The following is an 11,422-nucleotide window of genomic DNA, read 5'->3' on the forward strand; positions in this document are numbered from 1 at the left end:
TCCCTGGCGGCGCACAGACAACGAAGGCCCTCGCGCGAGCGGGGGCCTTTCGCGTGCCCCGGCTCAGGCGCCCTCCCCCGGCGTGATCCGTACCGTCCACGCCCCGGCCGGGGTGCGCTCCTCGACCTCCACCTTCACCCCGTCCCCCGGCACGGTGAAGCTCTCCCCCAGCGACACCGGCGCGTCGGCCAGCGGCGGATAGACGGAGTTCTCCCAGCACGCCTCGGTGTGCGGGTGGGCGTCCACCACGTCGACCGGGCCGTCCCCGGACTCGACGCCGGCGCGCACCCGGTAGACGAGGACGCCCTGCTTGCACGCCGTACGGTCGTTGCCCACCGGGCCGCGCGCCTCGAAGGCGAGGGCGGTGTCCGCGCCGGTGCGCACCACGGCGAGCTTGGTGCCGTTGCCGAGGCCGAAGGCCGGGGTGCCGGACGTCCCCCGCACGGGGACACCGGGCCCGGCCGCGAGCGGCTCCAGCGTGAGCCGGGTCGGGCCCGCGCCCCGGACGCAGGCCACCTGGCGCGGGTCCAGCCAGCCCAGCTTCCACTTGTGCCAGCCGAAGAGGTCCGGGGCCGCGCCGAACTGGCTGCCCATCAGGTCCCAGTCGCCGACGTGGGTGTCCCAGTCGTCCTTGGAGTCGGTCGGGCGGTGGTAGAGGTCGGGGAGGTCGAAGACGTGCCCGGTCTCGTGCGCGAGCACCAGCCGGTCGGGCGGGTGCTGCTCGAAGACCGTGACGACCCGGCGTACGTCGGTGCCGTCGAGCCGGACGGGCGAGTCGAGGTTGACGACCTTGGTGGCGTCGGAGTCGACGCCGGGCGCGTCCGGGTCGGCCACCAGGTAGACGACGTCGTAGCGGGAGAAGTCCAGTGCCTTGTCGGCCACGGCGAAGGCGTCCCGCAGATAGGCGGAGCGGTCCGCGGGCGCCCAGTCCCGCCGTATGCGGTACGCGGTGGACGGGCGCGGCATCTTCAGCCAGCGGCCCACCGGGTGCGGGCGCAGGGTGAAGCGGCCGTAGGAGGACTGCTCGAAGTAGCGGCTGGTGGCGGGGAAGTGGTCGGCAGTCAGCTCGTCGGGGGTGGTGCGCGGGGCGGCGTCCGGGAAGGACAGGAAGACCAGGGCCGCGTCGAGCGTGCCCCGCGGGCGCGGGTAGGCGGAGTTCCAGGTGTCCAGGCCCTCGGAGTGGTGGGCGTCGGTGCGGTGCAGCGCGCAGGGCTCGGGCGAGAAGGGTTCGGCCACCGAGGGGCCGGTGAGGATCGAGGTCGCGGCGAGCGCCGACATCGTGGTGGCCACGGCGGCGGCGCTGCGCAGCTTGGGCACGTCTGGGACCTCCGGTCGCGGTTCGGGACACCACGACCCAGACTGTGTGCTTATGTTGCGCTATGCCCTGTTTACCTGAACCGGAAGGGTGAGTACGTCCGTTTGCGCCCCGGCGGCCACCTGGGCGGCCACCCGGCGGCCGACACCCCGAACCACTCACGGAACGTCACAAGTGGTCGTGGGCCTCAAGAACCCGTCCAGGTCCGGGCAGAAACGATCTGTCAGGAGGGCGGGTCGGTCGGGGAGACTGAAGACCGGCTGGAAGGGGCCGGGACCAGCCTCTATGATCGGCACACTTTCCGGCACGGACAGGGATCGAGTGCACTGCGGGAGCGAGCGGTGAGCGGAACGTCCGAAGGGCCGACGCCCGCGGCAGACCTCGACCGGTCAGCCGTGACCGACGGTGACCACATGACCTACCACCAGGTCTTCACCACGGCCCCGCTCCCCATGGCCGTGGTGACCCCCGACGGACTGGTCGCGCACGCCAACACCGCGCTGGGAGCGCTGCTGGGCACGACCGCCGAGGCACTGGCCGGCCGCCCGGCCGCCGACCTGGTGGACCTGGCCCCCGACCCGCGCACCCGGCACGCCTACCGCGAGGTGCTCGCCGGCCGCCAGGACCGGCTCCGCTGCACCCGGCGCCTCAAACAGCCGGACGGGGACCCCGTCTGGGTGCGGATCACCGTCACTCCGCTGACCGAGGGCACGCCGGGCGCCCTACTGTCCGTCTCCGACATCAGCGCCCGCCGTGAACTCCAGGCACGGCTGCGGCACTTGCGGATGCACGACCCGGTGACCCGGCTGCCCAACCGCACCCTGTTCTTCGAGCGGCTGTCGGCCGCGCTGGAGGCGGAGCCGGAGGACGGCACCGGAACCGGGCGGATCGGCCTGTGCTGTCTCGACCTGGACGGGTTCAAGGCGGTCAACGACACCCTCGGACACCGCGTCGGCGACCGGCTGCTGGAGGCCGTGGCCAAGCGGCTGACCCATGTGGCCGAGGAGACCGAGGGCGCGCGGGCCGGTGCCCCGCTGGTGGCCCGCCTCGGCGGGGACGAGTTCGCGCTGCTCGTGGAGGACTCCACCGGCACCGAGCAGCTCTCCGACCTCGCCGCCTCGGCGCTGCGGGCGCTGGAGGAACCGTTCGACCTCGCCGGGCGGCGGCTGTCGCTGACCGCGTCCATCGGGGTGGTCGAGCGGCACACCGCCGGGACGACGGCGACCGGACTGATGCAGGCCGCCGACACCACGCTGTACTGGGCGAAGGCCGACGGCAAGGCCCGCTGGACCCTGTTCGACCCCGAGCGCAACGCGCACCGCGTCACCCGGCAGGCCCTCTCCTCCACGCTCCGCCCGGCCATCGAACGCGGGGAGTTCGCGCTGGAGTACCAGCCGCTGGTCGGCATGGAGGACGGGCGGCTGAGCGGGGTGGAGGCGCTGGTGCGCTGGCACCATCCGCAGTTCGGGACGCTGACGCCGAATCGGTTCATCCAGCTGGCCGAGGAGGACGGCTCGATCGTGCAGCTCGGCCGCTGGGCGCTGGTCACCGCCTGCCGCCAGGCCCGGGAGTGGCAGCTCGCCCATCCGGACGAGCCGCCCATCTTCGTCAGCGTGAACGTGGCCGTGCGCCAGGTCTGGGACTCCGACCTGGTCGCGGACGTGGCGAGCACGCTCACCGAGACCGGGCTCGCCCCGCATCTGCTCCAGCTGGAGCTGACCGAGTCGGCCGTGATGGGCTCCGGGGGCCGCCCGATCCAGGCGCTCCAGGCCCTCAGCGACATGGGCGTGCGCATCGCCATCGACGACTTCGGCACCGGCTACTCGAACCTGGCCTACCTCAGCAGGCTCCCGGTCTCGGTGCTGAAGCTGGACGGGTCCTTCGTACGCGGCTTCCAGTACGAGGGCGGCGACCCCGGCCCGGCCGGGGCGGGGACCACCGCCAATCCGGCGGACGAGGTGATCGTGGAGGCGATGATCCAGCTCGCCCACCGGCTCGGGCTGACCGTCACCGCCGAGTGCGTGGAGACCTCCGCGCAAGCCACCCGGCTGCGCCGGATCGGCTGCGACACCGGGCAGGGCTGGCTCTACTCCCGCCCGGTGCCGCCGGACCGCATCACGGAGCTGCTGGGGGGTGTCTCGTCGGTCAGGCCGGGTCAGGGAGCGGCGTCTGGTGCCGTGCGTCGCACGGCGGAGGAGGGAGTCGATGCGTAGCGGTGGGGGTCCCCCCTGCTCGGGCGAAGCCGAGAGCTCGGGGCAGACCGACGACAACGCCGCGAGGCGCGCTGCCAGGCGCCGCGAGCCCGGCCTGATTCACGAGACACCCCTCGGGGTGCGGAGCTACGCGGCGGGCAGGCCGTAGGCGTCGGCGATCAGCTCGTAGGAGCGCAGCCGCAGCTCGCCGCGGTGGGCGTGGCTGGTGAGCATCAGCTCGTCGGCGCCGGTGCGCTTCTGCAGGTCGTCCAGGCCCGCGCGGACCTCGTCGGCGGTGCCGTGCACGATGTTGCGGGTGAAGGAGGCCGCGAACTCCTCCTCCATCGGGCTGAACTCGTGCCGGGCCGCGTCCTCGGGGTCGGGGAAGAGACCGGGACGGCCCATGCGCAGGCGGAGCATGTTCAGCGCGGTCGCGCGGACCTGGCGGGCCGCCTCGGCCTCGTCGTCGGTGGCGAGCGCGGAGACACCGATGAGGGCGTAGGGCTCGGACAGCACCTCGGAGGGGCGGAACGTCTCCCGGTACAGGTCGAGCGCCGGGATGGTGTTCTGCGCGGAGAAGTGGTGCGCGAAGGCGAAGGGCAGGCCCAGCATTCCGGCCAGTTGGGCGCTGAAGCCGGAGGAGCCGAGCAGCCAGATCACCGGCCGGTGCGCCGACTGCACGCCGCCGGGGGTGCTGCCCTGCACCGGGCCGGGGATGGCGTGGATACGGGCATAGGGGTGGCCGTCGGGGAAGTCGTCGTCCAGGAACCTGGTCAGCTCGGCGAGCTGCTGCGGGAAGTCGTCCGCGCCCTCGTTCAGGGTGTCGGAGCGGCGCAGCGCGGCCGCCGTCGCCCCGTCGGTGCCCGGCGCCCGGCCGAGGCCCAGGTCGATCCGGCCCGGTGCCATGGCCTCCAGGGTGCCGAACTGCTCGGCGATGACCAGCGGGGCGTGGTTGGGCAGCATGACGCCGCCCGAGCCGAGCCGGATGCGGTCGGTGTGGGCGGCGAGGTTCGCCAGGATCACGGCGGGCGAGGAGGAGGCGACGCCCGGCATCGAGTGGTGCTCGGCGACCCAGTACCGGTTAAAGCCCCGGGCCTCGGTGAAGCGGGCCAGCTCCACGCTGGTGCGCAGCGCGTCGCTCGCGGTGCTCCCCGCTCCCACGGTGACCAGGTCGAGTACGGAGAGGGGGACGGGGGCGGTGCCGTGCACGGCACCCCGGATCTCGTCTGCCGGCACGGTGGATGCCTCCTGTTTACGGCGTGCTCTGTCCTGCCGTGCCGTAACAGGAGGCAGTCCCCGCTTATTCCCCGGCCGGACCGGAGGGCGCCTGCTCGGAGCCGGTCGTCAGAGCTGGGCGACGGGCTCGCGGGTGAAGAGGGCGCCGAGGGTGTCGGTGTGCAGCCGGCGGTCGGCCAGCCGCAGCCCCTCCCACACCGAGACCTGGGACGCGGTGAGCACCGGCTTGCCGAGCGCGGCCTCCAGCGCCGACAGGTGGGCGGCGGTGCGCAGCGAGGTGTCGGGCAGCAGCACCGCCTCGGCGTCCGGGGTGTCGGCGGCCCGTGCCAGGGCCAGCAGTTCGGCCTCGTCGCCCTCGGCGGCGCGCTCGGCGGTGAGGGCGTCGACCTCGTCGGCGCCGGTCACCTCCAGGCCGCCGTCGGCCAGGAACGCCCGGAACAGCGCGGCCGTCTTCGGCGGGTGGGCGTGGGCGACGGCGACCTTGCGGACGCCGAGCGCCTGGGCGGCGTGCACGAAGCCCAGTGAGGTGGAGGAGGCGGGGAGTCCGGCCTGCCGGGCCAGTTCCGTCGCCTCGGTGTGCGCGCCCTTCCAGCCGTGCGCGAAGCCGCCCGCCGGGCTCGTCCACACCACGGCCTCGGCCCCGGTCAGCCGCAGCCCCTCCATGGCCGCCGTGAGCCGTCCGGCGAAGTCCGCGCCGTGCAGCGGGTCCACCGCGTGGGCGTCCTCGCCGGTGCCGGTGTGCACCAGGTCCAGCCGGACCGCGCCGGCGAGCAGTTGCTCGATGCGCGGGTAGTCGTCCTCGCCGCGATGGCCCGGGCAGAGGAATCCGATCGCTGTCATGTCGGCCTTTCTGTCTTCGTCCACGGTCTGTTCAGGGATCTCCCCTGCGTCTTCCCCCGCTTCCCGCGAGGGCGCCCCGTGTGGCCCGCACGGCGGTACGGGCGTCCCCGCTCCCGGTTCGGGTACCCAGCGCGGGCGGGATCGCCCCCTCGGGGCGCGGCCCGTTGACGGCGGCGGGCCCCCGTGCCAGCGTGGGGCGACCGCGCGGCAGACGGGAGGTGGCAGGCCGATGACCCTCCCCACCCTGCTGGTGCTGGGCGCCGATCCGCCGCCGAGACTCGGCCGGCTCACCGGGCGGGCCCGCGTGCTGCACACCGACGACGCGGGGCTGGCCGCCCTGCTGCCGGAGGCGGACGTCCTGCTGGTGTGGGACTTCCGGTCGCGGGCGGTGCGCGACGCCTGGCCCGGCGAGGGGCCGCGCCCGGCCTGGGTGCACACGGCGAGCGCCGGCGTGGACCATCTGCTCTGCCCCGAACTGGCCGCCTCCGGGACGGTGGTGACCAACGCGCGCGGCATCTTCGACCAGCCGATGGCCGAGTACGTGGCCGCCCTCGTGCTCGCGGCGGCCAAGGACCTCCCGCGCACGCTGGAGCTCCAGCGGGACCGCGTCTGGCGGCACCGCGAGACGCGCCGGGTGGCGGGCACCCGCGCCTGTGTGGTCGGCTCCGGGCCGATCGGCCGGGCCGTCGCCAACACCCTGAAGGCGCTCGGAGTCACGCCGGCGCTGGTGGGCCGGGTACCGCGCACCGGTGTGCACGGACCGGCCGACCTGGACCGGCTGATCGCCCGTGCGGACTGGGTGATCGCGGCCGCTCCGCTCACCGACCGGACGCGCGGCATGTTCGACGCGCACCGCTTCGGCGTGATGCAGCCCTCGGCCGTCTTCGTCAACGTCGGCCGGGGTGAGCTGGTGGACGAGACCGCCCTCGCCGAGGCGCTGCGCAGACGCTGGATCGCGGGCGCCGCGCTGGACGTCTTCAGCACCGAACCCCTGCCTCCCGAAAGCCCGTTGTGGGACCTGCCCGGCCTGCTGGTCTCGCCGCACATGAGCGGTGACACGGTCGGCTGGCGGGACGAACTCGGCGCCCAGTTCGTGGACTTGTTCGAGCGCTGGGTCGCCGGAAGAGCGCTGGTCAACGTGGTGGACAAGAAGCGCGGTTACGTACCGGGCCACTGAACTCCTCTCCGTGGGCGGCCGGTGCGCCGGCCGAGCGGGCGTGGAGGCGGCTGTCAACTCCGCCTCCACTTCAGTCCGTTGCCCGGTACCGTGGAAGCGATCCGCCGACCGGATCGCGCGGCCCAGGAAGCGAGCGCGGAGGGAGAACCGTGGCGCTGATGCACGAGCCGACCGCCCCCCACCACTCGGCGCAGGCCGCCCTGCGCGTCCTGGAGTCCGTGGCCCGGCACCCCGCCGGGGCCGCCGCGGCCGGGCTGGCCCGCGAGACCGGTCTGGACCCGGGCCGGCTGACCGCCCTGCTGCGCATGCTGCGCCGTGAGGGGTACGCCGAGCGGACGGCCGACGGCGCCTGGATCACCGGCGACACCCTGCGCCGTCTCACCTCCGCCCACGGCCATGACGGCGCCCTGCGCGAGAAGCTCCAGCACACCCTCGACCGGCTGCGCGACTCGGTCGGCGCGGCGGTCTACCTCAGCCGCTACGAGGACGGCGAGGTGCGGGTCACCCAGTACGCGGCCGGCCCGAGCACGCCCGCGGTCAACGAGTGGGTCGACTTCCGCTCCTCCGCGCACGCCACCGCCGTCGGCAAGAGCCTGCTGGCCCAGCTCGGCCACGACGCCCGGCGCGACCACCTGTCCCGGCACCGGACGGCCCGCCTGACCTCGCGGACGATCACCAGCGACAAGCTGCTGCTGTCCCGGCTGGAGTCCCAGCCGCCCACGGTCCCGGTGCTGGACCTCCAGGAGTACGCGGTCGGCACGGTCTGCGCGGCCGTCCCGATCACGGCCGGGGCGTCCGTCGGCTGCCTGGCCGTGTCGCTGCCGGTGGAGCGCGCGCACCGGCTGCGCCGGGCGGCGGACGCCCTCAACCGGCACGCCGCCCCGGTCCTGCTCTCGCTGGCGCTGTAGGTGGTCCGGAGCACCCTCGGGGACCGGGTAGTATTTTCTCTGTCGCCGGCCGCGAAAGCGGAAGGCGGGAGTCATGCGCCGCTAGCTCAGTTGGTTAGAGCAGCTGACTCTTAATCAGCGGGTCCGGGGTTCGAGTCCCTGGCGGCGCACATCTGCCGAGGGCGGACCGGGAAACCGGTCCGCCCTCGGTTTCTTGTGTCAGACCGCCGAGCGGGCGGAGACGGCGAAGAGCACGGCGCCCACGCCGACCACCGCCAGGATGGCGAGCAGCACCGCGGTGCCGAGGATCAGCCGCCCCCGGGCCGGCTGGAGCGCGGTGGCCCACTGCGGGCGCTCCGCCAGGTAGCGCACCACCAGGTGGTCGCCCGCCACCACGGTCGAGTCGCCCCCGGCCTCGTCGAAGCGGAACCTCTCGCCCTCGCGGGTGGTGAACTCGTACACATGGTGGAGCGTGCTGTGCACGGCGGTGTCGTTGCCGCCGCTGGTCCTCGTGTAGGTGTTGAGACACCGCGCCTCGGCGGTCAGGCCGTGGGCCCACATCCGGCTGGTGCGCAGGGCGCGGCGGATCACCTGGACCGCGCCGAAGACACACCCGGCCGTGATCACTCCGGGCACGAGGTAGAGCAGTGCGTCCATCAGGCCCCCCTGGGTCGGCACGCCGCTCCGATGGACCGGCGTGCCGTGAACGTACCCGTGCGGCGGGGCCGCCGGCCTCAAACGAAGCTCAGAACGTGACGTCCGAGCAGGCGTAGAAGGCGTTCCCGGTGTCGGCCACGTTCCACACCGCGAGGATGACGTGGTGGCCGGTCAGCCCCCGGGGCAGGGTGCCGCTGTGGCTGAGCGTGGACGGGGGGCGCTGGCCGTTGTACGGGACCGAGAGGAACGGGGTCAGGTTGAGGTCGGACCGGGCCAGGGCGTGGTTCTGGTTCCAGCCCTGCTTGGTGACGTAGTAGGTGAAGTCGCTGGTGGCGTGCATGGCGGTGAACTGCCAGCGGAAGGTGTACGACTGGCCGCCGGTTACCCGGGTGGTGGGCCAGGCGCCGCCGCCGGGGGTGTTCGGGGCGTTGAGCTGGCCGAAGCGGCTGTTGCCGCCGCTGCAGAGCTGGCCGTCGCCGGGGCCCGCGCCGGGGAAGCCCTTGGGGCCTTCGACGCTCTGCGGCTCCCACTGGATGTCGCCGCAGTTCGCCACGGAGCCGTTCTGGCAGAGCTTCTGCCGGCTGACGGGGAGGTCGGTGTAGCCGTGGCCGCTGGCGCCGCCGGTGGAGAGTACGAAGGCGCCGGCGGTGGCCATGCCGAGCACGGCCGCGGACAACGCTGACAACCTGGTCCTGGTACGCATGCTGCCGCTCCTGGGGAACGTCGTGGGGGAAGGTTCACTGAGCCGGGCTGTGCGATGACGGTGCGATAGGTCCAGACCAAGTACCAGATTATTGCCGGGAGTTGAACGTGTCCATACCATTCGGCGGCATGCCTCAGGCCGGTTCACGGCGGCCCGAGCAGAAGGCCACCGTGAGGTCCCGGACCAGCGCCTTGCGCTCGTAGTCGTCCAGCTCGACCAGCCCGCGCGTGGTGAGCCGGGTGACCGTGTCCTCGACCGAGTCCACCACCGAGCTGAGGGTGGTGGCCCGCTGCTGGGCGTCCAGCGCGGCGATCCGGCGCCGCTGCATGGCGGCGGCGATCTCGGGCGCGTACTCCACCCGGACCGGCTGCACGGAGAACACCTCCAGCCCGACCGGCGCCACGTCGGCCGCGACCAGCCGGGTCAGCGCGTCCCCGGCCGCGTCCGCCCCGCTGCGCGCCCCGCCGGGCAGCTCCACAGGGACCCGCGCGAGGGCCGACTCCACGCATTCGCGCAGGTAGGTCTCGTGCTCCTCGATGCCGAGCAGCGCCCGCGCGGTGTCCCGCACGCGCCACACCACCAGCACCACCACCCGCAGCGCCACCCCGCCCGCGTCGGCCGCGGGCACCGCGCCGCTGCGCCAGTGCCGCAGCCGCACATCGGCCCGGCGCCGCCGCAGCAGCGGGTTGATCCACAGCAGCCCGGTACGCCGTACGGTCCCCCGGTAGCGGCCGAACAGCCCCAGCACCCAGGCCCGCCCGGTGCGCCCGCGCGCCAGTCCGCCGAACCCGGACAGGCCCAGCGCCCCCGTGCCCGCGTACGCCGCCCACTGCGCGGCGCCGAGACCCGCGCCGGGGTGCAGGCCGATGACCTCCCCGGGCAGCAGCCCCGCCCACCAGGTGGTGGCCAGGCAGCCGGCGGCCCCGCCGAGCCCGGCCAGCACCCCGACGGCGCCGGGCAGCACCCGCGCCGGACGCTCCCGGAGTTCCGGATCGGGGTGCAGTTCGGGGCGTCTGCGGACCGGCGCGGGGCGGACGGGCCGGGGGCGTTCGCCGGTGCCCTGGCGGCGGTTCACCACGGCGGGGCGCCGTGCCTCGGGGGCGGGTTCGTCGCGGAAGAGCAGATGGACGGGGATCTCGGTGGTCGCCTCGTTGTGGATCAGCCGGGGCGGCCGGACGGCCGGCCCCGCGCCGCCCGGCAGGCTGTCCGGGTGTTGCTCGGGCTCGTGCGTGTGGGATGTGGTCGTGTTCATGGGTGCCTCCAGCCTCCGCGCCGGGTGCGTCATGACAGGGGATGCCGGGCCGCGCGCGGACGCGGGCCCGGAGGTGACCGGGCGTCTCAGCCGAACAGGCGGCGCCAGGTCTCGGGGCCCGGCCAGCCGTCCGCCGCTCCGCCGCGCCAGCCCTGGGCGCGCTGGAAGGCCTCGACGGCACGCCGGTCCGACTCGCTCCAGCGGGGTCCGGGTCCGGTGGCGTAGAACCGGCCGAACCCCTTCTTCACCAGTTGCCGCCCCAGTCGGGTGACGTGGACGTTGTCCGCGCCCGCCGTGAAGTACCGCTTGCCGGGGAAGGCCGGGACGCCGCCGGGGCCGGCCGAGCCGGCCGTGATGTTCTTGCCCGCGCCCGTGACCAGCAGCTCCCAGGTGCGCGGGCCGGGCAGCCCGTCGGCGGCGGAGCCGGTCCAGCCCTGGGCCTTCTGGAACGCCTGGGTGGCGCGCCGGTCGGCCTCGCCCCAGACCGGGCCCGGCCCCTTCGAGTAGTACGGGCCGCCGCCCCGGGCGATCAGCATCTCGCCGAGCTGGGTGACGTACTTGTTGTTGGCGCCGGGACCGAAGTACTGGGTGCCGGGGAAGGGCACCGGGGCGGCCGTCGGCTCGGCCCCCGCCGCGCCCGTGGTCACGCCCTTGTAGCGATAGGGGACGTACTTGGTGGTGTTGTTCCAGTAGGGGTAGGGCGTGCTCTGGCGGCGGGTGTGCGGGGGCGTCTGCTCGTACGCCGTGTAGGCGGTGTGGGTGTAGTCGGTCCAGCCGCCGAAGATCACGACGTGCGAGCCGCCCTGCGGGTCGGCGGTGTTGTGGAAGAGCAGGATGTCGCCGGGCTGGAGTTCCTCCTTGGTGATCTTCGCCGCGAACTGGGCCAGGCTGCCCGTCCACTCGTTGGAAAGCAGCCCCCAGGCCATGGAGACATAACCGGAGCAGTCCTGGCGGTACCCGTCCGACCAGAACGTGGTCATGCTGTACGGCACCTGAGCGGTGACCCACTGCTTGGCCCGGTTGATGATCGCCGTCCGAGTGGTGGCGGGGGTCCTGGCCTGCGGCCGGGCGGGCGAGCCGGCCGGGCCGTGCAGGGGTGCGGTGCCGCCCTGGGGGGTGGCGGCATCCCCGTCCGCCGCCGGGGCGCCGGGGCGGTGCGGGGC

10 protein-coding genes and 1 tRNA gene are annotated in these 11,422 nt (G+C 74.0%); 4 read left to right on the plus strand and 7 right to left on the minus strand.

Translation table 11 applies throughout. The annotated features are described in order from the left end of the window. Positions 1 to 63: 63 nt before the first annotated feature. Positions 64 to 1,278, minus strand: coding sequence for a M6 family metalloprotease domain-containing protein (locus CCN33_RS05170; protein WP_167387776.1), 1,215 nt, complete (start codon positions 1,276 to 1,278; stop codon positions 64 to 66). 378 nt (positions 1,279 to 1,656) lie between these two features. Here CCN33_RS05170 and CCN33_RS05175 point away from each other — a divergent pair, with 378 nt between their 5' ends. Then, positions 1,657 to 3,528, plus strand: coding sequence for a putative bifunctional diguanylate cyclase/phosphodiesterase (locus CCN33_RS05175; protein WP_086691592.1), 1,872 nt, complete (start codon positions 1,657 to 1,659; stop codon positions 3,526 to 3,528). A gap of 126 nt (positions 3,529 to 3,654) precedes the next feature. On the opposite strand, the gene CCN33_RS05180 is transcribed toward CCN33_RS05175, so the two are convergent. After that, complete coding sequence (locus tag CCN33_RS05180; protein ID WP_086691594.1) at positions 3,655 to 4,743, minus strand: LLM class flavin-dependent oxidoreductase; 1,089 nt, start codon at positions 4,741 to 4,743, stop codon at positions 3,655 to 3,657. Positions 4,744 to 4,851: 108 nt separating this feature from the next. Next, positions 4,852 to 5,583 carry an aspartate racemase/maleate isomerase family protein gene (locus tag CCN33_RS05185; protein ID WP_086691606.1) on the minus strand — a complete coding sequence of 244 codons (732 nt, stop codon included), beginning with the start codon at positions 5,581 to 5,583 and terminating at the stop codon, positions 4,852 to 4,854. A 229-nt stretch (positions 5,584 to 5,812) separates the two neighbouring features. Here CCN33_RS05185 and CCN33_RS05190 point away from each other — a divergent pair, with 229 nt between their 5' ends. The 3 genes from CCN33_RS05190 (at position 5,813) to CCN33_RS05200 (ending at position 7,817) form a co-directional block, all read left to right on the plus strand. Further along, on the plus strand, positions 5,813 to 6,760 hold the full coding sequence (locus CCN33_RS05190; RefSeq protein ID WP_086691596.1) for a D-2-hydroxyacid dehydrogenase: 948 nt from the start codon (positions 5,813 to 5,815) through the stop codon (positions 6,758 to 6,760). 149 nt (positions 6,761 to 6,909) lie between these two features. Beyond that, positions 6,910 to 7,668 (plus strand): IclR family transcriptional regulator, encoded by a 759-nt coding sequence (locus CCN33_RS05195; RefSeq protein ID WP_086691598.1) that lies wholly within the window; start codon positions 6,910 to 6,912, stop codon positions 7,666 to 7,668. Positions 7,669 to 7,743: 75 nt separating this feature from the next. After that, positions 7,744 to 7,817 (plus strand) — tRNA-Lys (locus CCN33_RS05200). Between the two features lie 49 nt (positions 7,818 to 7,866). On the opposite strand, the gene CCN33_RS05205 is transcribed toward CCN33_RS05200, so the two are convergent. From CCN33_RS05205 to CCN33_RS05220, 4 genes are all read right to left on the minus strand, one after another. Next, positions 7,867 to 8,304, minus strand: coding sequence for a DUF3592 domain-containing protein (locus tag CCN33_RS05205; RefSeq protein ID WP_086691608.1), 438 nt, complete (start codon positions 8,302 to 8,304; stop codon positions 7,867 to 7,869). An 88-nt stretch (positions 8,305 to 8,392) separates the two neighbouring features. Beyond that, positions 8,393 to 9,007 carry a lytic polysaccharide monooxygenase auxiliary activity family 9 protein gene (locus CCN33_RS05210; protein WP_086691600.1) on the minus strand — a complete coding sequence of 205 codons (615 nt, stop codon included), beginning with the start codon at positions 9,005 to 9,007 and terminating at the stop codon, positions 8,393 to 8,395. Between the two features lie 133 nt (positions 9,008 to 9,140). Then, positions 9,141 to 10,259: an SPFH domain-containing protein gene (locus CCN33_RS05215; protein ID WP_086691602.1), complete on the minus strand. Its 1,119-nt coding sequence runs from the start codon at positions 10,257 to 10,259 to the stop codon at positions 9,141 to 9,143. An 86-nt stretch (positions 10,260 to 10,345) separates the two neighbouring features. Next, the coding region (locus CCN33_RS05220) for a peptidoglycan-binding protein (RefSeq protein ID WP_086691604.1) at positions 10,346 to 11,422 on the minus strand (1,077 nt) is incomplete at its 5' end.

Origin of the sequence: Streptomyces recifensis, assembly GCF_002154615.1 — a bacterium.
Classification (GTDB): Bacteria; Actinomycetota; Actinomycetes; order Streptomycetales; family Streptomycetaceae; genus Streptomyces; species Streptomyces griseoluteus.